At 61.1% G+C, this 23,442-nt stretch carries 23 protein-coding genes; 15 read left to right on the forward strand and 8 right to left on the reverse strand.

All coding sequences use genetic code 11. From position 1 onward, the window contains the following. Nucleotides 1-39: 39 nt before the first annotated feature. The 7 genes from EB230_RS29810 to EB230_RS29840 form a co-directional block, all read right to left on the reverse strand. Complete coding sequence (locus EB230_RS29810) at nt 40-1,689, reverse strand: DUF882 domain-containing protein (RefSeq protein WP_056566002.1); 1,650 nt, start codon at nt 1,687-1,689, stop codon at nt 40-42. A gap of 223 nt (nt 1,690-1,912) precedes the next feature. After that, nucleotides 1,913-3,055 (reverse strand): hypothetical protein, encoded by a 1,143-nt coding sequence (locus EB230_RS29815; protein WP_056565999.1) that lies wholly within the window; start codon nt 3,053-3,055, stop codon nt 1,913-1,915. Nucleotides 3,056-3,250: 195 nt separating this feature from the next. Beyond that, on the reverse strand, nt 3,251-3,790 hold the full coding sequence (locus EB230_RS29820; protein ID WP_172374480.1) for a prepilin peptidase: 540 nt from the start codon (nt 3,788-3,790) through the stop codon (nt 3,251-3,253). A gap of 9 nt (nt 3,791-3,799) precedes the next feature. Further along, the gene (locus tag EB230_RS29825; RefSeq protein WP_056565991.1) at nt 3,800-4,354 is read right to left on the reverse strand and encodes a tetratricopeptide repeat protein; all 555 of its coding nucleotides are present in this window, start codon (nt 4,352-4,354) and stop codon (nt 3,800-3,802) included. A gap of 52 nt (nt 4,355-4,406) precedes the next feature. Then, nucleotides 4,407-5,363 (reverse strand): type II secretion system F family protein, encoded by a 957-nt coding sequence (locus EB230_RS29830; protein WP_172375202.1) that lies wholly within the window; start codon nt 5,361-5,363, stop codon nt 4,407-4,409. A gap of 10 nt (nt 5,364-5,373) precedes the next feature. Beyond that, entirely contained in the window at nt 5,374-6,345 is a 972-nt protein-coding gene (locus tag EB230_RS29835) for a type II secretion system F family protein (protein ID WP_172374482.1), read from the reverse strand. Continuing rightward, on the reverse strand, nt 6,345-7,733 hold the full coding sequence (locus EB230_RS29840) for a CpaF family protein (RefSeq protein WP_172374484.1): 1,389 nt from the start codon (nt 7,731-7,733) through the stop codon (nt 6,345-6,347). The genes EB230_RS29835 and EB230_RS29840 overlap by 1 nt, the downstream gene beginning before the upstream one ends. 530 nt (nt 7,734-8,263) lie before the next feature. Here EB230_RS29840 and EB230_RS29845 point away from each other — a divergent pair. The 11 genes from EB230_RS29845 to EB230_RS29895 all read left to right on the forward strand — a co-directional run bounded on the left by EB230_RS29845 (nt 8,264) and on the right by EB230_RS29895 (nt 16,748). Beyond that, nucleotides 8,264-8,443 carry a Flp family type IVb pilin gene (locus tag EB230_RS29845; RefSeq protein WP_172374486.1) on the forward strand — a complete coding sequence of 60 codons (180 nt, stop codon included), beginning with the start codon at nt 8,264-8,266 and terminating at the stop codon, nt 8,441-8,443. A 117-nt stretch (nt 8,444-8,560) separates the two neighbouring features. Further along, on the forward strand, nt 8,561-8,740 hold the full coding sequence (locus EB230_RS29850) for a Flp family type IVb pilin (RefSeq protein ID WP_210261330.1): 180 nt from the start codon (nt 8,561-8,563) through the stop codon (nt 8,738-8,740). A 184-nt stretch (nt 8,741-8,924) separates the two neighbouring features. Beyond that, entirely contained in the window at nt 8,925-9,980 is a 1,056-nt protein-coding gene (gene cpaB, locus EB230_RS29855; RefSeq protein WP_172374488.1) for a Flp pilus assembly protein CpaB, read from the forward strand. A 52-nt stretch (nt 9,981-10,032) separates the two neighbouring features. After that, a complete protein-coding gene (locus tag EB230_RS29860; protein WP_172374490.1) occupies nt 10,033-11,469 on the forward strand; it encodes a type II and III secretion system protein family protein in 1,437 nt (478 codons plus the stop codon). Nucleotides 11,470-11,473: 4 nt separating this feature from the next. Further along, nucleotides 11,474-11,752 carry a hypothetical protein gene (locus tag EB230_RS29865; protein ID WP_246738872.1) on the forward strand — a complete coding sequence of 93 codons (279 nt, stop codon included), beginning with the start codon at nt 11,474-11,476 and terminating at the stop codon, nt 11,750-11,752. Nucleotides 11,753-11,825: 73 nt separating this feature from the next. Next, nucleotides 11,826-13,259: a pilus assembly protein TadG-related protein gene (locus EB230_RS29870; RefSeq protein ID WP_172374494.1), complete on the forward strand. Its 1,434-nt coding sequence runs from the start codon at nt 11,826-11,828 to the stop codon at nt 13,257-13,259. Continuing rightward, complete coding sequence (locus EB230_RS29875) at nt 13,256-13,807, forward strand: TadE/TadG family type IV pilus assembly protein (RefSeq protein WP_172374496.1); 552 nt, start codon at nt 13,256-13,258, stop codon at nt 13,805-13,807. The genes EB230_RS29870 and EB230_RS29875 overlap by 4 nt, the downstream gene beginning before the upstream one ends. A gap of 2 nt (nt 13,808-13,809) precedes the next feature. Further along, nucleotides 13,810-14,445: a TadE/TadG family type IV pilus assembly protein gene (locus tag EB230_RS29880; RefSeq protein WP_172374497.1), complete on the forward strand. Its 636-nt coding sequence runs from the start codon at nt 13,810-13,812 to the stop codon at nt 14,443-14,445. Further along, nucleotides 14,442-15,605 (forward strand): AAA family ATPase, encoded by a 1,164-nt coding sequence (locus EB230_RS29885; RefSeq protein WP_056565958.1) that lies wholly within the window; start codon nt 14,442-14,444, stop codon nt 15,603-15,605. Before EB230_RS29880 ends, EB230_RS29885 begins: the two co-directional genes overlap by 4 nt. Beyond that, the gene (locus tag EB230_RS29890) at nt 15,589-16,179 is read left to right on the forward strand and encodes a L,D-transpeptidase (RefSeq protein ID WP_172374498.1); all 591 of its coding nucleotides are present in this window, start codon (nt 15,589-15,591) and stop codon (nt 16,177-16,179) included. The genes EB230_RS29885 and EB230_RS29890 overlap by 17 nt, the downstream gene beginning before the upstream one ends. Then, a complete protein-coding gene (locus tag EB230_RS29895; RefSeq protein ID WP_172374499.1) occupies nt 16,176-16,748 on the forward strand; it encodes a hypothetical protein in 573 nt (190 codons plus the stop codon). Before EB230_RS29890 ends, EB230_RS29895 begins: the two co-directional genes overlap by 4 nt. Nucleotides 16,749-16,838: 90 nt before the next feature. Here EB230_RS29895 and EB230_RS29900 read toward each other — a convergent pair whose 3' ends face one another. Beyond that, on the reverse strand, nt 16,839-17,372 hold the full coding sequence (locus EB230_RS29900; protein WP_056565949.1) for a hypothetical protein: 534 nt from the start codon (nt 17,370-17,372) through the stop codon (nt 16,839-16,841). A gap of 442 nt (nt 17,373-17,814) precedes the next feature. Here EB230_RS29900 and EB230_RS29905 point away from each other — a divergent pair, with 442 nt between their 5' ends. From EB230_RS29905 to EB230_RS29920, 4 genes are read left to right on the forward strand one after another with little or no spacing between them, the layout of a single operon-like run. Then, a complete protein-coding gene (locus tag EB230_RS29905; protein WP_081295156.1) occupies nt 17,815-19,263 on the forward strand; it encodes a TolC family protein in 1,449 nt (482 codons plus the stop codon). A gap of 40 nt (nt 19,264-19,303) precedes the next feature. Next, nucleotides 19,304-21,436, forward strand: a complete 2,133-nt coding sequence (locus EB230_RS29910; protein ID WP_081295155.1) for a type I secretion system permease/ATPase — start codon at nt 19,304-19,306, stop codon at nt 21,434-21,436. A 45-nt stretch (nt 21,437-21,481) separates the two neighbouring features. Then, complete coding sequence (locus EB230_RS29915) at nt 21,482-22,771, forward strand: HlyD family type I secretion periplasmic adaptor subunit (RefSeq protein ID WP_172374500.1); 1,290 nt, start codon at nt 21,482-21,484, stop codon at nt 22,769-22,771. After that, a complete protein-coding gene (locus tag EB230_RS29920; RefSeq protein WP_056565941.1) occupies nt 22,761-23,402 on the forward strand; it encodes a ribbon-helix-helix domain-containing protein in 642 nt (213 codons plus the stop codon). Before EB230_RS29915 ends, EB230_RS29920 begins: the two co-directional genes overlap by 11 nt. The last annotated feature ends 40 nt before the right edge of the window (nt 23,403-23,442 follow it).

The raw sequence follows: 23,442 nt of genomic DNA on the forward strand, positions 1-23,442 counted from the left end.
CGACATCTGTCCACGCCGGCCGAACGGCCGCGTCCGCCCCTATTTGAAGCTGGCGATGGGCAGGAACTTGACCGCCGAACCGGTGAAGCGGCGGTGATCGGACGTCTGTCCACGCGGCTGGAATCCGTCGAGATAGACCTGCTCCGGCGCCGTGCGGATGAAATTGGCGGCGATGACAGGTGCCGCCGTCGGCCCGGCTGCCATGCCAAGGCGTCCCGCAAGCGGCCGGCCGGTTGACGCGGCTGGCACAATCATGGCGGTGGCTTCGGGATCGAGACGCGGCTGGACACGATCGGCCTTCGGGCTCGTCCTGACGCGATCCTCGGGTTTCGATGCAGGGACCGCAACCTGTCGAACTGGCAGTCCATGCCCATCGTCGGGATGATGCATGGCCAGCAAGGCAGCGACGGCATCAGCGGATTTGGCTGCTTCCGGCTGAGGCGCCGGGCTTGTCCGGCTCTGCGGCCGCCATGTCGGCACGGGGATGTTGAGCGCCACCATGACCGGCGCAACGGCCGCCGGAGCGGCATCCGTCTTGCCCAAGGGCAGTTCGGCATTGGCTGCCGCCGGCTTGACGCCCGCCAATTCGGCACGTGCCGAGGACGCGCTGGCTACCGCGAACGGTGCGGGTTGCGGCGTCGGAATGCTGGCCGTCGCGGTGGCACGCGGGGCGAAGGCCGGCAGCGGTACCGAGTCCGGCGCCATCGCCATGACGATTGCTTCCGGTGTCTTGCTGTTTTGCTCAGCGAGCGGTTCCTCGGCCGTACCGGCGGAAGCCACCTGGATGTCCGCGCGCCGGGCATCCTGCGGCGGCACGATGGCGATGCCTTGTCCCGCGGTCTTGGGTTCGACGGACCTGGCCGGTTTGCGTGGCGCAGGCACCGCCTCCGCGACATCCTCCGCCTCGTCCGCGCCGCGCCCGCCCAGAAGCGTTGCCAGCAGGCCTCGCGCCGGCCTGCGTTGACCGCCGTCGGCGCTTGCCAGCTCGATATTGGGCGTGCCGGCGGACTTGCGCGACTTGTAGGCGGCGAGCGCCTGGTCATAGCCGGGCAGCGGCCGGCCGTCGCTCGGCACATGCAGCGTGTTGCCGTTCGGGAAGACCCTGGCGAGTTCCTGCCGGCTGATGCCCGGCCAATGCCGCACATTGCCGACATCCATGTGAATGAAAGGCGAACCGGAGGTCGGGTAGTAGCCCACGCCGCCGCCCTGCATCTTGAGGCCGATGTCGCGCAGCTTCTTCAGCGGCACGTCCGGCAGGAAGAAATCCATCGCGCGGCCAACCATGTGCTGGCTTTCCCGGGCAACGCCCTTCGAGCGGCTGCGCAGCATGGCGTTCGTCGCCGGTGAGCGATAGGCGCTGACCACATGGATGTAGGATGTCGAGCCGCTGGCGCGATAGGCCTGCCAGACAAGGTCGAGCAGGCGCGGATCCATCCTGGTCGGCTCGTTGCGGCGCCAGTCGCGCAACATGAAATTGATTTTCTTCAATCCCGCCTGATCATAGCGCCCGTTGCGCTTGAAGACGATCTCGGCCTTCTCGCCGGTATGAAGATGTTGAATCCTCAAGGCGCGCGTCTCGGCGGACGCGCTGGTGACGCACAGGCAAAGGAATGCGACCACGATGGCCGGCAGCCATGTCCAACGATGGGAGGCGCCGGGTGCGCTCTGTTCGCTTTCAATCACGTTCATGCCTTGCACATTGATTCTGTTTCGGGCGATTTGACGTCTTTCGCCAGCCGCCGAGCCTTCTTTCTAAACCTCGACCTGACAAGCAGGGTTGAACAGGCGGACGAGCAGCCGTCGCACAAACTCGTCCTGTCGATGAACAGCATCTTGGTTAACGAATCGTGTCCGTACCGGGAATGGGCCTTTCCGCACTGGCCGCTGCCCGGACTGAATTCAATCGATGGCTTCAGCGAAACAGATATTTCGAGACTTCCGGATTGCCGCGCCGCCACATCACATTGTCCAGGAAGTAATGGTGCACGTTGATGAATATCCAGGCGATGAAGAGGAACAGCGACGAGCCGAGCACCGCCTTGTCATAGGGAACGATGGCGGACAGCGCCATCGGCACCAGCCAGAAGCCGAGCGCGCCTAGAATTGCGCCAAAGACGATGAAGGCCAGGACGCGCAGCCTGTAGAGCGGCCCAAGAATGGACAGGGCCTTCAATCCCGGCTTCGCGACGGCATCCGCGCGGTCGCGCTCGACATTGGTCTGGTAGCGCCAGACCACCGCCAGGTATTGCAAGGAATGGAGCGCCGGCACGACGAGCAGCCAGAGCGGGTTCAGCGTCACGAACAGTATCCAGGCATAGAGCGACACGACGTAGGCAACGACGCCGTTATAAGGCAGCGCCCCACCATGCCTGCGCCAGCGATTGATGAACATCACGGCGGTGGCGGCAGACGAGGCGGCGGCAATCGACATGGCGATGGTGATGAGCCATGGCGGGACCGCGAAGGTGTAGTACTCCAGACCCCAGAATTGCCTCTCGGTGATCACCACGTTCGTCTGAAGCCAGGCGAACAGCCACACGGCATAGCCGTTGAACAGCAACACCTTCTTGTCCTGATCGCTGAAGAATTTGCGCTTCAGCACGGCATCCACCATCAGCATGCCGTAGCCTTGCTTGACATAATGCCAGCCGACGAAAAAGCCCATCGCGTTGGTCGCATAGCCCAGAAGACGGACGTTGCCCGTCAGCGAGCCATAGGCAAAGAAGGCGATCATGGCGAGCGGGACGACAATGCCCGCGAGAACATAGCGGATCTGGAGATTGCGGCCGTACCCCTCACCACGCACCTTGCGGGCGAAGTTGCGATAGAAGATCTGGTACGAATGGCCGAAATGCGGCTGGTTTATGAGGTGCGAGAGCAGGAACATCGTCAGCGTAACGGCGGCTTCGTAGCGCAGAGGCAGAAAGTACAGGACCGGCAGGATCAGAAGCGCGCTTCCGCCAAGCATGAAGAAGTCGATGAACGGGCCAAAGAGATATTTTTGCGGCGTGGCAGCGACCGAAGCCGGGGCATCCGCCGAAAGGTGAAGTGCCATGGTACCTTCCCCTGTGGATGGTTCATCTAGCCATCGAATTGACTGCTGGACAAGACATGACCGCCGACGCAAGGCGGAGCGGTCACCATGTCGTTGCGATGATGCTCCCCGCCGTGCCGGATTGGCATCTGCGAAAAGCCCACGCGGGCTGGACCGGTCTTGGTGCGCGAATTCAGCGGGACCGGCCTGTAGGGTTCAGTTGAACTGGCCCAGGACTCCAGAATTGGTCGCCTGCACCAGATTTTCATAGATAAGGAAGGCTATCGTGCAGATCGCGGCCAGCGAGATCGGAACGCCGAACGGCACAACACCTTTGCGGTCGAGGTGCTGGGCATAAAGGCGGAAGGCGCCTTCAGGCAGCATGAAAGGATTTTTCACGATCAAGGCCGTGGTGAGGGCAAAAACCAGCAGGGGGAAAGAAAAGACCGCAAGGCCACTGCCCCCGATCACGAAAGGCATGGCCGCCATCAGCTTGACATCGCCTGCTCCAACCTTGCGCAAGACCCAGAACGGGAAGAGCGCGAGAAACAGGAGAAGGCCGGCAAGCGCACTCAAGCCCATATCCCACCATGACCCGGCCTGGACCGATAGAAGCTGGAGCGACCCGAGCCCCATGCAAAGCAACAGCAATACATTCTGGTTGGATATTTTCTGGGTGGTGAAATCGAGCCAGGCGACCCTGGCCAGCAAAGGGACGGCAAGAGCCTTCAGCAGCAAAGATGCGACAAGCAGCATGCGGGCACCCTAGCGCTCGATGTTCTGTACGCTCGACGACAGCAGCTTCAGATTGTTGGCCACGGTGGGATCGTTGGGCGCCAGTTCGTAGGCCTTGAGGAAGTTGCTGCGTGCATCCTGCAGCTTGCCGCGCAGCAGATAGGAATAACCGACATTGTTGTAATATTCCGGCGTCGCACCAGCCAGCTTGAAAGCCCTGCCATAGGCCCGGTCGGCGAGGTCGAAACGGTGGATGCGATCGCACGAAGCGGCCAAACCCATCCAGGCGTTACCATCATTGGGGGCCAGTTGCGTCGCCTTGAAGAACAGCGCGCCGGCATTGCCGTAGTTTTCCGCGCGGAACTGGTTCTTGGCTTCTGCCACGGCCTGGTCCGAGGCGTAGTATTCCACGTCACTGACGGTCTTCAACCCATCGAAGGCATCGCCAAACGACGTGACGTCGCCTTTCGACGGCTCGTTGGTGCGCACGACACCACCAGTTGTGTCCGCCCCGTTCGTTTGACAGCCGGCGAGCGTCATCATCGACAGAATGGCTGCGGCTGCGAGGCGCATTGGCCTTGTCATTTTTGCCCCCAAGAGTCCACGACTCTATTTTAGAACCAAAGCATATACCTATTCAGAAGAAAATGCCCTTCATGCGAATGATAAGGGGCAGCATGATAACCATCATCACCACCGGGAAGATGCAGAGCCCCAATGGAATCATCATCTTGACCGGCAAGGCATTGGCGCGTTCCTCGGCCTGAAGAATCCGCTGGCCGCGCATTTCGTCGCTGTAGACGCGCAAGGCGTCCGTCAGGCTGGTGCCCAGTTCTTCCGACTGCCGGAACAAAACCGCCAGCGCCCGCGCCTCTTCGAGGCCGATACGGTCCGAAAGCTCATGCAGCGCTTCTCGCAGCGGCTTGCCGGCGCGCAATTGCAGATTCATGATCGATAGCTGAATGCCGAGCCATTTATGGGTGCCGGCCAATTCCGTGCCGACGCGCTCAACCGCCGCCTCCAGGCTCATGCCCGCATCGGCGCAAGTGATCATCATGTCCATGAAGTCGGGAAAGCCGCGGCGATATATCTGCTTCTGCCCATTCTCGAAGCGGTCGAGCAGGATGCTTGGCACCACGATGCAGGCGAGACCGAAGAGAGAAGCACCGGCAAAGGCGAGAAACCCGGGCAATTGGGGCGGCAACAGCCGGGACAGGAGCGCGTAACTGGCCAGAAAACCGATACAGACCGCACCGAGCCGCGACAGCGTGTAGATTATCGGCGCACTTGCTTGATGGAATCCAGCTCGAAACAATTTCGCTTCCAGCGCATTCGGCTGACCGCGCTCCTTCTCCAGCGCGCGGAAGTAGGCATCCACCGGCCGCTGCGCCGAAATCCTGGCCAATTGTTCCTGGCCCAAAAGCGAGCGGCGATTGGTTATGCCCTCGGACAACAGGCTGCGGGCAACCAGCCTTCTGGTCTGGAGGACTGGCGTGATGACGAACGCGACCACCAAAAAAAGCGCCGCCGCCGCCCCAAAGACGGCGAGAGAGAGCAGCACGGGCGAATTTCCAATATTGGTCACGAAGTCTATGTCCCGCCCCTCAGAGATCGAAATTGACCATCCGATACATGATGAAATCGCCCAGCAGCGCCCACGATCCAAAGATCAGAAACACCGGCAGAATGAGCGGACTGTCCCACACATCTCCATAAAATTTCGGAGCGACGACATAGAGGATGCAGAACATGAGGACTGGAAACAGCGAAATGATCCAGGCCGACACACGGCCCTCGGCCGAAAGCGCCTTTATCTTCAGTCGCATCTTGCGCCGTTCGCGCAGCACGGATGACAGGTTGGCCAGGATCTCGGTGAGGTTGCCGCCGGTCTTGGATTGGATCGAGAGCGACACGGACAGAAGGTGAAGCCCCTCGAACCCCACTCTCTCCGACAGCTTTCGGACCGCCTGTTCGAGACTGAGGCCGAATGTGATTTCATCGGACACAATGCCGAATTCGGTTCCCAGCGGATCCGGCATTTCACGAGCGACCAGCCCGATCGCCACGGTGGTCGGGTGGCCGGCGCGTAGCGAGCGTACGATCATGTCGAGCGCATCTGGCAGTTGCGTGGCGAATTTCTGGATACGCTTGTTCCGGGCGCGCCGCAGAACCAGAATCGGCAACGCGAATCCGACAAGCAGAAAAACAATGACCGCGACCGGAACGGAAAAATCCAGAAGCAAAGCCATCACAAGTGCCAGCGCGAGGCCCGCGAACAGGAACACTGCCGCGAAAGCCAGTGGGTTACCGGTGATGCCGGACTGGGTGTAGAGCCGGTTCAGCCCTATCGCACCGAAGCTGAAATCGCCGGACCCTGTCAGGCCGCGCTCTTGCAGCAGTCCCTGCAAGCTCTGTTCCGCGGTCGATTCTTCTCCCAGCCGCTTGAGCCGCCGGTTGATCGCGCCCGCACGCGCTCGTCTTCCGGCGAAGGACAGATAGAAGGATTCGCCGGCAAGGATAACCGACGCCGCCGCCAGCACGTAAATGAAGTAGAGCAAAGCCTGCCCTGTCAGCATCAGAGTGGAACCTGTGGGTTGAAGGCGTCCTTGGCGAACTGATGGCCGAGCGTCGCCGCTTCCTGGGCAAAGCGCGGCCGAACACCGGTGGCGCGGAATTCGCCCACGATGCTGCCATCCGGGCCTATGTCGCGCCGGACGAAGTGGTAGATTTCCTGAAGCTGGACGACATTGCCCTCCATGCCGGTGATTTCCGATATGGACGTCACGCGCCGGCCGCCGTCGGAGAGACGTTGCGTCTGCACGATGATGTCGATGGCCGACGCGATCTGCGCCCGGATTGAGTCATGGCTCATTGGCATGCCGGCCATGCCGACCATCTGCTCGAGCCGCGAGATGGCGTCGCGCGGTGTGTTGGCATGGATGGTGGTCATCGAGCCTTCGTGACCGGTGTTCATCGCCTGCAGCATGTCGAAGGCTTCCTCGCCGCGCACCTCGCCGACGATGATGCGATCGGGCCGCATGCGAAGCGCGTTTTTCAGAAGTTCGCGCTGGCGGACCTCGCCCTTGCCTTCGACATTAGGCGGCCGCGTCTCGAGCCGGCCGACATGCGGCTGCTGCAACTGCAACTCCGCCGCATCCTCGATGGTGATCAAGCGTTCCCTGGACGGGATGTAGGCTGACAGGGCGTTGAGCAAGGTCGTCTTGCCGCTGCCTGTGCCGCCGGAAACCAGGATCGACTTGCGCGCCTGCACGGCGATGCGCAGCAGCTCGATCATCGGCTGACGGATTGAATTGAGCGCCATCAATCGTTCGAGCGAATATGGATTCTTGGAAAATTTGCGGATCGACACCAGCGGGCCATCGACCGAGACCGGCCGCACCGCAATATTGACACGAGACCCGTCTTCCAGGCGGGCATCGACCATCGGCGCCGATTCATCGACGCGCCTGCCGATCGCCGAAACGATCTTGCCGATGACGCGCAGCAGATGCGCCTCGTCGCGAAACCGGATCGCGGTCTCCTCGATTACACCGCGCCGCTCGATGAAGACGCGATCGTGGGTGTTGATCAGGATGTCGGAAATCGAATCGTCCTTCAGCAGCGGCTCGATCGGCCCCAGCCCCAGCATTTCATCGGCGGTGTCGCTGGTCAGTTGGTCGAGTTCGCGTGCGTTCAGCGGCACGCTTCTGTTTCGGACGAACTCGCGAACGATCGGGCGGATCTCATCCAGGATCTCATCCTTGGAGGCATTTTCAAGAGTGGCGAGGTTGAACCGATCGATAAGGTGGCGATGAAGTTCGACCTTGAGCGTCAGAAAATCGTCGCCATGCGATTCGATATCAGCGGCTGGCGAAAGGGACGGAGTGACAGGCAGCACCGCCGCCGACTCGGCCTTTGTCGCCACCTGCTGTTCGCCTGCTCCCCTGATGAATCGCCCCAGCATAATTGCTTATATTCCTCTCAGACGCATATTAGTGGAAACTAAACGTTAACCACCGCCGGCACAAGCGCCAGGATGGCCTGCGTACAGCCAATACTTTCAACATAGTTAAAGCCGTTGGCCCGGTAATCCTTTGTTTATTTGATATGGTTCGCGGCCTGCAATCGTTCGATTCGCCCCCCTTCCGTGCACGGCCATCCCTCCACCCCGGAACCACCACGATGCCTCACTTAAACCCTTAGATATAAAGGAATATGCAGTATTGCTAATTTATCCATAATCGTGCCGCATGCAGGACGGAATTGTGAACGAATGGTTAAGAAGGATTGAAAAATGATACGAATCAATACCTTGCCAAGATGTTGATCCGCTGTTTTCTTGGCGAATCAGGTATATGAAAGTTAAGGGACCCTTAATCTCGTTTGACTCTGCTTTTTTGCGCGACCTAGGATCAACGTGACGGGGGATGCTGGGTATGGGGTACATCCTTGGCTCTGTCTCGTCGGGTTCAACCTCCAAAGGGAGAAATTGACATGAAGAAGCTCATGACGATGACCCGGCAGTTCCGCGACGATGAAAACGGCGCTGCCATGGTCGAATACACGATCCTGCTCGGCATCATCACGGTGGCGACGATCGGAACCATCGTGGCAGTCGGCGGCTGGGTCGGCAACAAGTGGACGGTCTTGAACACTTCGATCAACGGCCACTGATCTGAGATCGGCAAACGGACCTAAGCCCCTGTGGTTTAGGTCCGTTGCAAGAGAAATGCGGAACGGACTCGTTCCCGCTCTTCTCATGCAGTTCAGACCGAACAAGAGGAAGTTTCCGTGAAAAAGCTCATGATGGTAACCCGGCAGTTCCGCGACGACGAAAACGGCGCTGCCATGGTCGAATACACGATCCTGCTCGGCATCATCACCGTGGCAGTTATCGGGACGATCGTGACGGTCGGCGGGTGGGTCAATACCAAGTGGACGGCCCTGAACGACAACCTTACAGGCCATTGAAGATGAGATCCGGCAAACGACCCAAGCTCAAGTGGCTTGGACCATTTGCAAGAGAAAGTCAGGACGGATTGGGTTCCTGCTCTTCTCCGGTTCAGACCGCCGCCAATTGACAGTCGATATCCAGGCCTGAGCATGCGCCCGGGCCTGGATCCTTCCAGATGTATAGCGGCCGAGGGCAGGAACCATGCGCGCAAACACCGTCATCATGATCGTCCTTGCCGGCGTGTTCGGCGTGCTGGCCGTGGTGCTCGCCAATATCTGGCTGGCCAACCAGCGCAGCGCCATGGCGCGGACGGAGGATGTTCAGCGCGACACGGTTGTCGTGGCCGCCGTGGCGCTGAAGTTCGGCGACACGCTGTCCGCCGACAAATTGCGTGAGGTCGCATGGCCGTCGGGCGCGATTCCGGCTGGCGCATTCAAGACCACGGAAGAACTCCTGACGAAGGACGTTCCGGCCGGCGGAGCCCCCAAGCAGGCATTGCAGGCGATCGGCGTCAACGAACCCGTGCTCGCCAGCAAGATCACGGGTCCGGGCCAGCGCGCCACGCTTTCGGCGGTTCTCGGCGAGGGCATGAAGGCCGTTTCCATCCGCGTCAACGACGTGCTCGGCGTCGCCGGATTCGTCTTTCCGGGCGACCGTGTCGACGTGTTGCTGACGCGAACCGTGCGCGGCAATGATGGCGCGGACCAGAGTTTTGTCGACGTGCTTCTGCAGAGCATGAAGGTGCTCGCCGTCGACCAGGTTGCGGATGCGAGCAAGGACAGCCCGACTGTCGTCAAATCGGTGACACTCGAGGCCAGCACCAAGGATGCGCAGAAGCTGACGCTGGCGGCAGGCGCCGGACAATTGTCGCTGGCCCTTCGCCAGGCCGCGGCCAGCAAGGGCGAGACCACCGAACGTGTGACGCTTTCCGACCTGACCGGCGAAACACCGGCCGACGTCGCCGCAAGGCAGGCGGAGCTCAGCAAGAAGGCAGCGGCGGAAGCGGAGGCCGCGGCTGAGCGCAAGCGCGCGGACGACAAGATCGCCGGCCTTGCGCAGGCGGTGGAGCGGGTTGGCAGCCAGATCGACCAGTTGAGCAAGGTGAAGCCGGCTCCTGCCGTGACGTCGGCGCCGGAAGTCCACGAAGTCGTCAAGGAAGTCGTCAAGTACGTGCAGCCGGAACCGCCGGCGCGCGCGACGGTGGGCGTCTTCCGAGGTGTGAAGCTCGAAACATATGACGTGCCGCGGCAGCCATAAAGGCGCCGCGACCAGTTTGGCGCCGCCGCCAGCGGCGATTGGGGAGACCGGGATGCAAGGGTTTTGGGTGAGGATGGGGGCGGCCGCGTTGTCGGCTCTGGCTGCACTGTCGCTATCGAGCCTTGCGGCCGATGCGGCCGACCGCTTCATCGACGTGTCGAACCCCAGCGTCCATCGTGTTTTCCTGCCGATGTCGCAATCGGTGACTTTGCAGGTGAATGCCAACCTGGGCGATATCGTCGTCGGCGACGAGAAGATCGCCGATGCCCAGCCGATGACCGACCGCACCCTCTATGTGATCGGCAAGGGCGCCGGCACCACCACGGTCAATCTGTTCTCCACCGACAAGCGCTCGCTCGGCGTCATCCAGGTCGAGGTCGGCGTCGATGTCTCCGACATGGCGCAAGCGATCCGCCAGGTGGCGCCCAAGTCGCGCATCGAGGTCGGCTCGGTCAACGGCAGGGTCAGGCTTGCCGGTCATGTCAAGGACGGCGCCACGCTGGCGGCGATCATGGAAGTCGCGCAGCAATATGGTCCCGACGCCATCATCAACTCGGTCATCGTCGACGACAGCCAGCAGGTCAATCTGGAAGTGCGCGTGCTGGAAGCAAAGCGCAACTCCGGCCGCGACCTCGGGGTGTCGCTCAGGAGCAGGGGCAGCAGTGCAACCGCGTTTGGAACGGGTATCGCAGCTACCACTCCAGATGGCGCTGCCCCTGGGACCCTGGTGACGGGTCTGCTGTCGAAAACCAATCCTTTCGCGACGCTGATCACCCAAGTGATCGACAGCAACATCAAGGTCGATCTGATCATCGAGGCGCTTGAGGCCAAGGGCGCGGTGCGCACGCTTGCCAATCCCAATCTCACCACGCTTTCCGGCGAGCAGGCAAGCTTCAACGCCGGTGGTGAAGTCCCTATCCGGACTCTCGACAAGAATGGCGAGATAAGCATCGTCTACAAGCAATTCGGCGTCAATCTTCTGTTCACGCCGGTCGTACTCGACGACGGCAAGATCCACATGAACCTGGCGCCGGAAGTCAGCGACCTGAACGGCTTCACCACCGCCGGCGATCCGATCTTCACCAACCGCAAACTGTCCACCGTCGTGGAACTGCGCGACGGCCAGAGCTTCGCGGTCGGCGGGCTTTTGTCCAGCAGGACCACCAAGCTGCAGAACCAGGTGCCTTGGCTCGGCCAAGTGCCGGTCATCGGGACGCTGTTCCGCAATTCGAGCAATCAGAAGGAAGAGACCGAACTGGTGGTCATCGTCACGCCGCACATCGTGCGGCCGGTGAAGCCCGGCGAGCAGCTGGCGACGCCGTTCGACAAGACGCGGCCGGCCAATGATCCGGAATTCTTCGTCCTTGGTCAGCTCGAGGTGAACAAGGACATGATCCGAAAATATGAGACCGGCGACGGCGTCACCGGCCCCTATGGGCACATGCTCGACTTCAAATCGAAGGACAAGATGCTCTATGTCAAGAAATAGGATCTTGATCCCTATCCTGTGCGCCAGCGCATTGTCAGGCTGCGCCGCGGACTATCTGAATCACTACGATTCAGTGACTTTGGCGGCCGGCGACTCGCAGAAATACAACTCGCTGGCGCAGACGGTCGATCCATTCAATCCGGCGTCCAGGAATACGCACATCGAAGGCGACGGTGCGCGCGCGGCCGCCGTGGCGCACAGCTACAAATTTCCACCACCGCCGCCGCCGCCACCGGCCATCACGGTCAATGTCGGCGGGGCGGGTGTGACTACGGGGCAGTGAACAGAAGGACGCGGTTTCAGCGCGCCAGGCCATACGAGGGGTCCTGGCGTCAGGGGAGCAAGGGGCAAGGACCATGCTGCGGACCATTCGCGCATTCTGGCGCGACCAGAGGGGAATAGCGCTGATCCTCGTCAGCATTACGCTGCCGGCAATCATCGGCTTTTCGCTGCTGGCGATCGACATGAGCCGGGTCAATAACCTCCACAATGATTTGCAGAAGGGCGCCGATGCGCTGGCTTTGGCTACCGCCGCCGAGTTGGACGGTCGGTCGGACAGTATCACGCGGGCCGATCGAGCCCTGACGAATATCGTTACCGGCAACAAGTACACATTTTCCACCGCCCCCGGTGGGCCGGCCACTCTGTCCTCGGCCGGCGTGACGAGGCGCTACCTGAAATCCCTACCTGCTACCGATGGCGCAGCGATCACAGCAGCAAACGTCATCACCGACGAAGTGACCGACGCATCGAAGGCGCGGTTCGTCGAAATCAAGGTCACGCCAGTCGGCTTCGCCGCGATCTTCCCTGCTACTTTCTTGTCTTCCGGGGCCAGCAATTCGATGAACGTCGGAGCAACTGCCGTCGCGGGGTTTTCGAGTTCGGTTTGTGACTTCACTCCGATGTTCATGTGTAACCCATATGGCAATTTGGATGCCTTGGGCGCGACGCTGCGCGGACATAAACGACCGATGATACATCTCAAAATACAGGGCGGAGGCGCCAGCGTTCAGTATGGCCCGGGCGACTACGGATTCCTTCAAACGCCATCCGGAAGTTCGGCGACACAGGATATCACTGGCATGTTCGCTTCCACGAAACCCCAGGCATGCTACCAGGATGATGGCGTCGACACCAAGCCGGGAAACATTCCTCCGGTAAATGACGGCATCAACGTCCGCTTCGATATGTATGCCAAGAACGGATACGACCCGGCAACCTACCCCCCGGCCCCGAATGTCCTCAAGGGCATGGTCAAGCAGGTCGACAACCAGGGCAACTGCTCCTACGTGGCGCCAACGGCGGCGCAGGCATCAAGCTATAAGGCACTCCCACAAGACACATGCTTGCCGAATTGCAATACCGCCGTACCTGACAGGCTCGGCGATGGCGTCTGGGATCGAGCCGGCTATTGGGCCGTCACCCATGGCGGATCGTTCCCGCCCGCCGGACTCGATGTTAATGCCAGTCGCTGGGAGGTCTACAATTACGAACTCACCCACCCTGCGACCGGCGCTGAAGCGTCGTCCCCGCAATGCAACCCGCAACGAGCATCCACCGATCCGAAGCGCCGGATGATCTACGTCGCCATAATTGATTGCGTCGCAAATCAGGTCAAAGGCTCAGGTGGAAACTACCCCGTCCAGGCGTTTGCGAGCGTGTTCCTCACCGAGCCCGCTGGCGGCGCGCCGAACGCCGACATCTGGGGTGAAATCATCGACATCACGACAAAGGCCGGCAACGGCACGCTAGACAATTTCCTTCGTGACGAGGTCCAGCTTTACCGATGACCGCGATGTTCCAGACGCTGTCCCGATATCTTGATCGATTTCGACACGACCAACGCGGCGCGGTGATTGTCGAGATGACACTGATCACGCCGCTGATGCTGATCTTGTCCGCCGGGGTGTTCGAGTTCGGCAATCTGATCCACGACAAGCTGCTGATGGAGGCCGGACTTACAGACGCCGCCCGCTATGCCGCGCGCTGCAACAGTCAATTGTATACCGACTCCGGGCTGGCGGCGATCAACTGTTCCACCATTGCCGCGAACATCGCCGTCTACGGCAAGCCATCTGTAACGGTTGTTAACGGCGTCGTGACTGATAGTCCGCGCGTGAGCGGCTGGCAGACATCGAATGTCACCGTGACCACGAACAATTCCTGCCTGGACACCGTGGTGGGCGGCGTTACCCAATATCGCTCCACCACGGCACAGGTCTGCACCGTCCGCGCGTCCGGTACCTACCCATACACCGGTGTCGGGATGTTGTCGTTCATCGGCATCGGTCCGATAACGCTGCAGGGCTACCACGACGAGCGGTTGATCCGGTTCTGACCATGATCCAGCGTTTCGCAAAATCGGAAGACGGGGCGGTGATGGTGGAAATGACCATCGTATCGTTGCTGCTGTTTACGCTCGTATTGGGCTTCGTCGACTTCGGCTACGCCTTCTATCAATGGAACGCGGCCACCAAGGCGGTGCAGGTCGGCGCCCGGCTGGCTTCGATATCGGAGGCTGTGGCGACCAACCTCGCGACTGCGGGCCCGACCTCGTCTCCCGGCGCCCCGACTGTCGCCGGCGCCTATGGTCCCTTCGTTTGCACCTACACCGCCGGCACGGGCGGCTGTAGCAACAGTGGCGGCTTCAGCGCAGCCAATTTCAGCCGCATCTTTCGTGGCGACACCGCAAACACCAATGACGATGTCTGCCCTGCGCTTGCCGCAAACCAGCGGCCCGGTATGTGCCATTTCTTCCCGGGCCTGCTGCGCAGCAACGTCGTCGTCACCTACACGGCCACCGGCCTGGGCTATCAGACCCGGCTAGGCGGCCCGGTGCCGACCATCACCGTCAATCTCCAGAATATCACCTTCCAGTTCTTTTTCCTGAGAGGACTGATGGGTTTCACCAACATCAACATGCCCTCCATGCTGAGCACGGTCACGGGCGAAGATCTGAAGAGCACCTGGCCATGAATGCCATCAACACCAAGGTTACACCGACCAAGCGAAAGCAGGTGGCGTTGTTTTCGTCCGATCCGGCTTTCAAGCGCGAGGTGGCGACGCGGCTCGATGCCCTGGCGATCTATGATGTCAGGATCTCCGAGACGGATGATTTCCTGAAAGGTCCGCCCGCCGATACGCGCCCCGGCATCGTCATCCTCGATCTGGGCAATGGCGCCCTGCTCGGCAGGTCAGGCATTGTCGAGGCACGCGCGCTGTGGGCGTCGGTGCCGCTGATCGCGGTTTCCGATGAGCTGACGTCGGAACAGACGCGCGTGCTGGTGCGCATGAATGCTTCGGACTGGCTGCACAAGCCGCTCGACGGCAAGGAACTGCTCAACGCGGTGACCTTCCATGATACCGGCAACCAGGGAACCAAAAGCCGCATCATCACCTTCATCAGCGCCAGCGGTGGCGCCGGCGCCACGACGCTCGCTTTGTCGGCGGCCGAATTCCTGGCCTCGAAATCGACCGAGCGCGCGGCTTCGACCTGCCTGGTCGATCTCGATTTCCAGAGCGCCAATTGCGGCGCCTACCTCAATCTGTTCAACCAGTTCGACCTGGCGGGCATCATCGGCCAGCCGGAAAGGCTCGATGTCGAGCTGATGGATGTCATCAAGCTGTCGCGCCCGTCGGGTCTCACCCTCTACGCGTTCGAGAGGCCGCAGCTGCCGTTCGAGCCGCAAGGCAGCGATTTCGTCTTCCGGCTGCTCGACCTCGTCGCCTACCGCTTCGACGACATCGTCATCGACCTGCCCAATCTCGAAACGCCGTGGCACAATTCGGTGCTTTCGACGAGCGACGAGATCTTCATCGTCTTCGAACTCAACGTCGCCTCGCTGCGGCAAGGCAAGCGGCTCTACAAGAAGATCCGCGAGCTGCGCGGCAATGCGGTCAGCATCACGCTCGTCGCCAACAAGCACAAGCGCAAATGGTTCGGAAACCATTTCTCGCGCAGCGAGCTTGAGAAGATATTCAAGGCGCCGCACATCAAATCGGTGGCCCTGGACAACACCCTTCTGGCCGATGCCTTGAACCGGGCGATCCTGCCTTCCGAAGTGGACGGCCGGGCGCGCTTCAACAAGGATCTGAAGAAGATGTTCAAAGAGCGGCTCGATGACGCTGCCCGGTAGACATGACGCCGCCGCGAGGCTGATCGGCGCCGGCGTGCTCGGCCTGGCGCTGGCGCTGTCGGCCCAGGACTTCGCCCAGGCGCGATCGAGGCTTTCGGATCGGCCACCGCTGCCGGCGATGGGCCCCAGCCTGCGCAAGGCGGTTGCCTTCGCAACCACGGAGCAGCCGGGAACGATCGTCATCCGCAAGAACGAGAAGGCGCTTTATCTGGTGACCCGTCAGGGCCAGGCGCTGCGCTACCAGATCAGCGTCGGACGCGACGGATTCGGCTGGACCGGCGTCGTGAAGGTCGGCGCGAAAACGGAATGGCCGCAGTGGCGCCCGCCCAGGGAAATGCGCGCCCGCCAGCCGGAACTGCCGGAGCTGGTGCCTTCAGGCCCCTATAACCCGCTCGGCGCACGGGCGCTCTATCTGCTTCGGGACGGGCACGACACGCTCTATCGCATCCATGGCACCAACGATCCCTCGGGCGTGGGGTTCGACGGCACATCTGGATGCTTTCGCCTTACCAACACGGATGTGATCGATCTTTTCAAGCGGGTGCCAATAGGCACCAAGGTGGTGGTTCAATGACGACGATCAGTGACCCGCACGTGCCGACCGTGGCCGCCGAGCCCATCGAACCGCAACTGCTCGACAAGGATGCGAGCCGGTCGCGGCTGGCCGTCGTGGTCGGCGTCGGGTTGACACTGTTCGCGGTGCTGAACGCGACCGCCGCCATCTACCTCTATCGCGGCATCACCGACCTGCGCGCCGTGGAGGGACGTCTGGAGGAGCTTGGCGCGTTCGAGCAGCGGATCGTTGCCCGGCTCGACACGGTCAACAACGGTTTTCAGAGCCGATTTGAAAGGCTGGACAGCCAGTTGCAGGGCAGTTTCAACGAAGTCAACGGCAACATATCCCGGCTGGAACAAAACGCTCCGCCAGCGCGTGACGATGGCAGCGCGGGCGCGGCGGAACCCGCCGTCGTCACCACCAGCACCGTGGCCGATGCATCCTCCAACAATATCGCGGCCGAACCCGCCGCTGTCGATACGCCGCGGCCAGCCAAGCGCAAGAGCACCGCGCCCCCTGCCCCTAACCCCTCCTACCAGCGAACCGAAACGCCGGACGGAAAGGTCTATTATCGCAAGATCAATTGAGGCGGCTCCGGATTTGTCGAAGCCGCCGGATCCGGGAAGCTGCTGATGTCCGGATCATTTGGCACTCTCTCGAACGCCCCCGTGCGCCGGCTAGATATCGCGTCGCAAAGTCATGAGACGCAGGGCGGGAGACTCTCCACGCAGCCGCGTTTCGCGGAGGAACGCGACATGGCAGTACGCACAGGCCGCGAAGCCCAGAACAAGCACGAGACTGTTCTGCCAGGTAAAATCGACCATCAGTGCGACTTGGAGGCCGTTCGACAGCGGGAATGCCGCGACAGTGCTCGCCGTCTCCGAATGACTGCTGGAAGCGATCATCAGTCCGGCAAAGAGCAGGGCGACGTGGTTGGCGAGGAAGAAGGCGGCCGGCCGCCTCATACGGCAAGCGCCCCAGCACGCCGCCGCCGCCGCAACCAGGATGACGGCATCCAGGACCATCGATCCGCCCAGTCCAAGATGGACCTGTTGCCAGAACATCGCCGTGGGGTGCAGTTCAAGCCAGATCCGCCACATGGCAGGGCTGGCGGCATAGCGTCCGAGCAGCAGGGTCGCTATTCGCTCGCTTGCCAGAAGCATCAGGATCAAAGCCGGAAAAGCGAAGAGTAATATCGGCCTGCGCTTCATTTTATCCTCGACAATCTGGCGTCAGCATAGACTGCAGAGATTGAGTGAAGCTTAACGCAGGGCGCGACTGCTTGCTTGGGGGCTCATCCCGGCGGCCAGCAATTCAGCATCGGTCCATTCGTCCCGCCACGGCGTGATCTTGGCTGAAACGTCATCAAATTTCCGCGACGGCCTTTTCAGTTCATGCGGGCCTAAGAGTCTCCCGCGTGGACCACGCCGTGCCTTTCGGCTTTCCGCTCCTGGAGACGGTCAGGCACACCCAACGGGCCAGTTGTTGTGCCATTTTTGCTACATTTCACAACCTTATGGTGAGAATTCTCCTTTTGTTGGCTTCTAATTTAATATTCACTCACATATCGCGTGAAATTGTTGGATAATCAGGCGAGCTGAGGCTTGGTTTTAGCGCTGGAAAAAAGCGTTGGGAAACGTTGGGGCGGATTAGATGAACACGACAAGCATGTCGACCATGGGCAGGCGCCTTGGTCTTTTGATGGCGGCTACGATGTTGGCCTGCGGAAGCGCGAGTGCACTCACGCTCAAGGAAGCAGTGGCGGTTGCCGTCGAATCCAATCCCGAAATCGGCCAGGCCATAGAAAATCGCGAAGCAATCGAGTTCGAATTGCGTCAGGCCAAGGGGCTCTATCTTCCCAGCGTCGACCTGGAAGCGTCGGCAGGTGCTCGCCGTCTCGACAATTCCTCCCGACGCGTGCTCTCCATACAGGACGACGCGCTTTATCCGGCGGAAACCGATCTGACGGTTTCGCAAACGCTCTATGACAGCGGTGCGAGACGGGCCGAACTGAACCGCCAGGCCTCGCGCGTCGACGGCGCGTCGTTTCGTGTTTTGGAGCGGTCCGAATTCATCGGCCTCTCGGTTGTCCAGGACTACCTCGAATACATGCTTCAGGCCTCGATCGTTTCAGAGGCAAAGAAGAATCTCGGCTTTCATCAAGCAATGCTGCACGACATCCAGGAAGGCATTGCCGGCGGCGGGTTGAACGAAGCCGACCGGCAGCAGGCCGAAGAGCGGCTGTTCGCAGCCAAGGCCCGCATGCAGGAAGCCTCGGAGGAGCTTGAGGCCTCGAGGATACGCTTCTTCAAGACTGTCGGGAAACCGTTGACCAATGCGTCGAGGCCGGCCGATGTTTCCGGCGCACTGCCAAGGTCGCTGGACGATGCGATCGGCCTTGCGCGGGAGAGCAATCCGCGCGTCCATATGGCCAACAGCGACATCGCCGCCGCAGCCTCCCTGGTCGACGCGGCCCGCGCGAAGTACGGCCCCTCGATCGTCGCCGAAGGCGTCGCCCGGGCCGGGTATGACATCGACGGCGACAATGGTGACACATCCGACCTGCAGGCACGCCTGGTGCTGCGGTGGAACCTGTACCGGGGCGGCATCGACAAGGCCAACGAGCAGGAGCAGATCCGTCGCACCAGCGAGCAGCGCCTCGCGATGCATCAGGTGCTGCGGGAAATCGAGGAAGCCGTTCGCACCTCCTGGGATCGCCGCTTCCGGCAAGCCGACCTGGCAAAGACCCTGAAGCTGCAGGCCGCCTCCAACGAGAAGCTGGTTGCGTCCTATCGCGAGCAATTCAAGGTCGGGCAGCGCTCGCTGCTCGATGTGCTGGATGCACAGAATACGCGGTTCAACACGGCGACGCTGGCCGACACCGCCTCCTATGCCTCGCTCTTTGCCCAGTATCGGCTTCTGGCGGCGACCGGACAGTTGTTGAAGACGATGGACATCCGCCCGCCAAAGCAGGCCGCGGCCTACGCGCGGACCGAGTTCGCCGCACCGGAAACGGCCGACACGGAAACCTACGCGCGCACCCCTTCGGAACAGAAGAACGATCTGCCGTTCGATATCCTGGCGCCGGTCAGGAAAAAGTAAGCGGATGTAAGGGGCGATCGAAAGTCCCCGTGGGCGGATCGTGAACCAGCAACCCAATATCCTCTCCCCGAAGGAGGCGTTCAAAGCCTGCTTCTCGGCCATTGCCGGGTATCTCGGCAGACCGAGCGCGCACACGGTGCTGTTCGCCGGCGTGCCGCTGTCGGACACGCGTATCGACATCGATGCCATCCGGCATCTTGCTGAGCGCATCGGCCTTGAGATCACCGAATTCAGCCATCGCGACTTTCTTCGGGGGCGTCTCGATCTTCCCGCCATTGTGTTTCGCGCCGGCCAATTGCCGGTTGCCCTGCTGGCCGAAACAGAGGACGGCGCGTTCACCACCGCTCCCCAGGAAGACGGCCGCGTAACCATCACCAGATCAGAGCTGGCCGCCAGCTACATCAGTGGCGGCGTTTCCTTCTCGATAACCTATGCAAACGCAGCCGAAGGGATGAGCGTCGGTTCCGCGCCGAAGATCGAGCGGCGACACTGGCTGACGGGAACGATGGGCCCGTTCTGGCGCACTTATTCGAAGGTCATCCTGTCGGCAGTATTCATCAACCTGCTGGCCATCGCCTCGCCGATATTCACCATGAATGTCTACGACAGAATCCTGCCGAACAAGGCGATATCGACGCTCTGGGTTCTGTCGCTCGGCATCGCCGCGGTCATCCTTTTCGACCTGCTTTTGAAGACCGCCAGGGCGTCCCTCATCGACTATGCCGGGCGCAAGGCGGATCTGCGCATCTCATACATGCTGTTCGAGAAAGTGCTGAACTCATCCCTGTCGGCACGACCGGGCTCGACGGGTGAATATGCAAATCGGGTGACGCAGTATGAGTTCGTGCGCGAATTCTTCACGTCGAACACCATCAGCGTTTTCATCGACACGGCCTTCGTGTTCGTCTTCCTCCTGGTCATCTATGCGATAGGCGGCTGGCTGGTCATCATACCGGCGCTGGCCTTCGTGGCTTCCGTGATCGTCGGACTGGTCACGCAGCGGAGCATCGGCAAGCGCGTCGCGGCCTCCATGAACGAGGCCTCGCAACGGCAGGCCCTGCTGGTCGAATCCATCTCCACGCTGGAGACGATCAAGTCGCTGCGGGCCGAGGCGTATCTGTTGCGAAAATGGGGAGAGCATTCCAAGAACGCGTCGAACACGTCCGAAAAGATCAAGCAACTGTCGGCGGCCGCGGGCAATATAACGCAGGCCATCCAGCAGATGGTCACCGTCGCGCTGATCGTTGCCGGCGCCTACGCCTTCTCTGAAGGGCACGTCTCCACCGGAGCCATCATCGGCACCGTGATGCTGGCCAGCCGGGCGGTGTCTCCCCTTGGCCAGATCGCCATCACCTTGTCCAGACTTCGCCAGGCCATGCTCTCCTTGCGCATGGTCAACTCGATCATGGAGCAGCCGGAGGATCGCCCCGACACGGTGGGTTTCGTCAACCGGCCCATTCGCAATGGAGCCATGGTGTTCAGGAACGTCGGCTTTGTCTATCCAGGCTCCGAAAATGAAGTCCTGACCGGCCTGAATTTCTCGGTAAGGCCAGGCGAGCGGATCGGCATCATCGGCCGCATAGGCTCGGGAAAGACAACCATGGGCCGGCTGATCGGCAGGCTCTTCCTGCCGACATCAGGCGAGCTGCTGCTGGACGGGATCGACATCCGCCAGTATCACCCATCGGAGGTTCGCGCCGCGGTCGGCATCGTCGCGCAAGCCAACGATCTGTTTTCGGGCACCATCAAGGAGAACCTCCTGATGGCATGTCCGGAGGCGACCGATGAGCAGATTGTCGAAGCGGCCAAGGCCGCCGGCGTCGACGATTTCGTCTCCCGTCACCCGCGTGGCTACGACATGAATGTCGGCGAGCGCGGCACCAATCTCTCGGGCGGCCAGAGGCAGACGATGGCGATCGCCAGGCTGTTGCTGACCAAACCCAAGATCGTCTTCCTGGACGAGCCGTCGGGGTCGATGGATCTGGCCTCCGAGCGGCAACTGATCAAGCAGCTCAAAGTGGCTTTCGACCGGAACACGACGCTGATCGTTTCGACGCACCGCTTCAGCATGCTCGAGCTGGCCGACCGGCTTATCGTCATCGAGCAAGGCAGGATCGTTGCCGACGGACCAAAGGACCAAGTGATACAGGCGCTGCAGAAAACAAACGCCTGAAAAACAAACTTATTTAACGTATTCAATGCGTTGGGGCCATATGACATGCTTGCAAGGGAAGATCGGCCGCCGCTCTTCGCGTCGGCGTCCTTATTGATCGTAGGGGCACTCTTTGTGTCTTCCGTCGCCTGGGCGTCCTTTGCCGAGGTCGATGAGATCGCACGCGGCGAAGGCAAGATCATACCGGCATCCAAAACCCAGATCATCCAGGCCAGCGAGCCGGGCGTCGTCCAGGAAATTGCCGTGACTATCGGGCAGGTCGTCAAGAAGAACGACCTCATCATCCGCCTCGACAATACGTTCAACACCTCCAGTCTTGGCGAGCAGCAGGCCAAGGCGCGGGCTCTGGAGACACGCATCGCGCGGCTCAAGTTTGAACAGGCCGGTAATCTCGAAGGCTCATTTCCGTGCCCTTCCGAAATTCAGAAGGTGGCGCCGGAAATCTGCGACAACGAGCAGAAACTGCTCGGCGCGCGCCGCGACAATTTCCAGGTCAAGCTCTCGGTTCTCAAGTCGCGCCTCGATCAGCGCGCGAATGAATTGGACGAAGCCAACGCCAATCTCGAGCGCCTCACCAAGAACCTCGAAGTCAGCGACCGGGAAACCGCGCTGGTCGAATCCATGGTCAAGAAGGGGCTGATGGCGAGGACCGAGCAGATCCGCGTCGAGCGCGAGCAGACCGAACTGCATGGGCAGCTGAACCTCGCCGGTGAAACCATCAAGAAGGCCAAGGCGGCCATCACCGAGGCCCAGCTTCAAGTCAACGAGCTCGGCCTGCAGTTGCAACAGGAGGCGCTGAGCGATCTGACGCAGGCGCTGGCCGACCTTTCGGTTGTCGATGAAACCATACGCGGGGCCACCGACAAGGTGGCGCGCACGGACATTCGCTCCCCTGTCGACGGGATCGTGAACACGCTTGATGTCAACACGCTTGGTGCCTTCGTGCAGCCCGGCGCGGTCGTGGCCGGCATCGTGCCGACTTCCGAGACGCTGCTGGTCGAAGCGCGGGTTTCACCCCGGGATGTCGCCTTCATCAGGCCGGACCAGGACGCGCTGATCAAGATAACCGCTTATGATTTCTCGATCTTCGGCGGCATCGAAGGCAAGGTCTCCAACATCACCGCCGACAGCCTGGTCGACCAGAAGACGGGCGAGCCTTATTACCAGGTGCGCGTGGCAACGGAGAGGTCGACACTGACCCGGGATGGCAAGACCTATTCGATCATCCCCGGCATGATCTGCTCGGTCGACATCAAGACCGGACGCAAAACCATCCTCACCTATCTGCTGAAGCCGATCAACAAGGCCCGTGAGGAGGCAATGAGTGAGCGATAGCGCCACCTCCCCTCTCGCCGGTCGCGAGCGGCTTCTTCCACCCATGGCGACAGAGGATTTCGGGCTTGAATTCCGGGTTGTTGCGCGTGGCGGTACGCGACGCGGCATTCGTCTGGAGCGGGCTTTCTGGACCTCGCTGAAGCAGATGGCCGAAAGCCGCAAATGCACCATCGGCATGCTCATCGACGAGATCGCGGAAAGCCATACCAACACAGGAAACCTGACATCGGCAATTCGTGTGGCCTGCATGCGCGGATTGGCCGACGAAAACCAGACCTTGCGAAGGCTCGCCTCGATCAAGACGATCAGCGCCATTCTGGTCAGCTGCCCGTCACCGGCTTTCGCACTGTCTTCGTCGAAGAAGATCCTGACCTTCAACGCGCCGTTCCAGCAACTGGTCCGGCGTCAATTGCCGGTGGCGCCGAATGAAGATTCGCGCAACGACCTGAAGCTCGCCCTGGACCTCAATGTCGCCGACATATTCGCACGGCTCGACGCCAATGGCGAAACGCCGGTCGCCACCGGTTTCGTCATCGGGGCGGGCGACCGCCGCTACCGTGGGCAGTTGAACGCGGTGCGGGCGCCGGTGCTCGAGCCGGAATTGCTGATGGCCTTCGTTTTCGGCGGCTGAAGCATGTCGTCCGAAAATGTCCCGTCCCGGGAAGGCGACA

The organism is Mesorhizobium sp. NZP2234, from assembly GCF_013170765.1.
In the GTDB taxonomy this organism is placed as follows: Bacteria; Pseudomonadota; Alphaproteobacteria; order Rhizobiales; family Rhizobiaceae; genus Mesorhizobium; species Mesorhizobium loti_D.

Excerpts from the sequence above, each read along its gene's own strand:
- EB230_RS29885 (WP_056565958.1), top strand. The coding sequence starts at position 14,442 with ATGAATGCCATCAACACCAAGGTTACACCGACCAAGCGAAAGCAGGTG.
- EB230_RS29900 (WP_056565949.1), bottom strand. The coding sequence starts at position 17,372 with ATGAAGCGCAGGCCGATATTACTCTTCGCTTTTCCGGCTTTGATCCTG.
- EB230_RS29815 (WP_056565999.1), bottom strand. The coding sequence starts at position 3,055 with ATGGCACTTCACCTTTCGGCGGATGCCCCGGCTTCGGTCGCTGCCACG.
- EB230_RS29845 (WP_172374486.1), top strand. The coding sequence starts at position 8,264 with ATGAAGAAGCTCATGACGATGACCCGGCAGTTCCGCGACGATGAAAAC.
- EB230_RS29880 (WP_172374497.1), top strand. The coding sequence starts at position 13,810 with ATGATCCAGCGTTTCGCAAAATCGGAAGACGGGGCGGTGATGGTGGAA.
- cpaB (WP_172374488.1), top strand. The coding sequence starts at position 8,925 with ATGCGCGCAAACACCGTCATCATGATCGTCCTTGCCGGCGTGTTCGGC.
- EB230_RS29825 (WP_056565991.1), bottom strand. The coding sequence starts at position 4,354 with ATGACAAGGCCAATGCGCCTCGCAGCCGCAGCCATTCTGTCGATGATG.
- EB230_RS29895 (WP_172374499.1), top strand. The coding sequence starts at position 16,176 with ATGACGACGATCAGTGACCCGCACGTGCCGACCGTGGCCGCCGAGCCC.
- EB230_RS29890 (WP_172374498.1), top strand. The coding sequence starts at position 15,589 with ATGACGCTGCCCGGTAGACATGACGCCGCCGCGAGGCTGATCGGCGCC.
- EB230_RS29915 (WP_172374500.1), top strand. The coding sequence starts at position 21,482 with ATGCTTGCAAGGGAAGATCGGCCGCCGCTCTTCGCGTCGGCGTCCTTA.
- EB230_RS29835 (WP_172374482.1), bottom strand. The coding sequence starts at position 6,345 with ATGCTGACAGGGCAGGCTTTGCTCTACTTCATTTACGTGCTGGCGGCG.
- EB230_RS29820 (WP_172374480.1), bottom strand. The coding sequence starts at position 3,790 with ATGCTGCTTGTCGCATCTTTGCTGCTGAAGGCTCTTGCCGTCCCTTTG.
- EB230_RS29875 (WP_172374496.1), top strand. The coding sequence starts at position 13,256 with ATGACCGCGATGTTCCAGACGCTGTCCCGATATCTTGATCGATTTCGA.
- EB230_RS29810 (WP_056566002.1), bottom strand. The coding sequence starts at position 1,689 with ATGAACGTGATTGAAAGCGAACAGAGCGCACCCGGCGCCTCCCATCGT.
- EB230_RS29870 (WP_172374494.1), top strand. The coding sequence starts at position 11,826 with ATGCTGCGGACCATTCGCGCATTCTGGCGCGACCAGAGGGGAATAGCG.
- EB230_RS29905 (WP_081295156.1), top strand. The coding sequence starts at position 17,815 with ATGAACACGACAAGCATGTCGACCATGGGCAGGCGCCTTGGTCTTTTG.
- EB230_RS29840 (WP_172374484.1), bottom strand. The coding sequence starts at position 7,733 with ATGCTGGGGCGATTCATCAGGGGAGCAGGCGAACAGCAGGTGGCGACA.
- EB230_RS29860 (WP_172374490.1), top strand. The coding sequence starts at position 10,033 with ATGCAAGGGTTTTGGGTGAGGATGGGGGCGGCCGCGTTGTCGGCTCTG.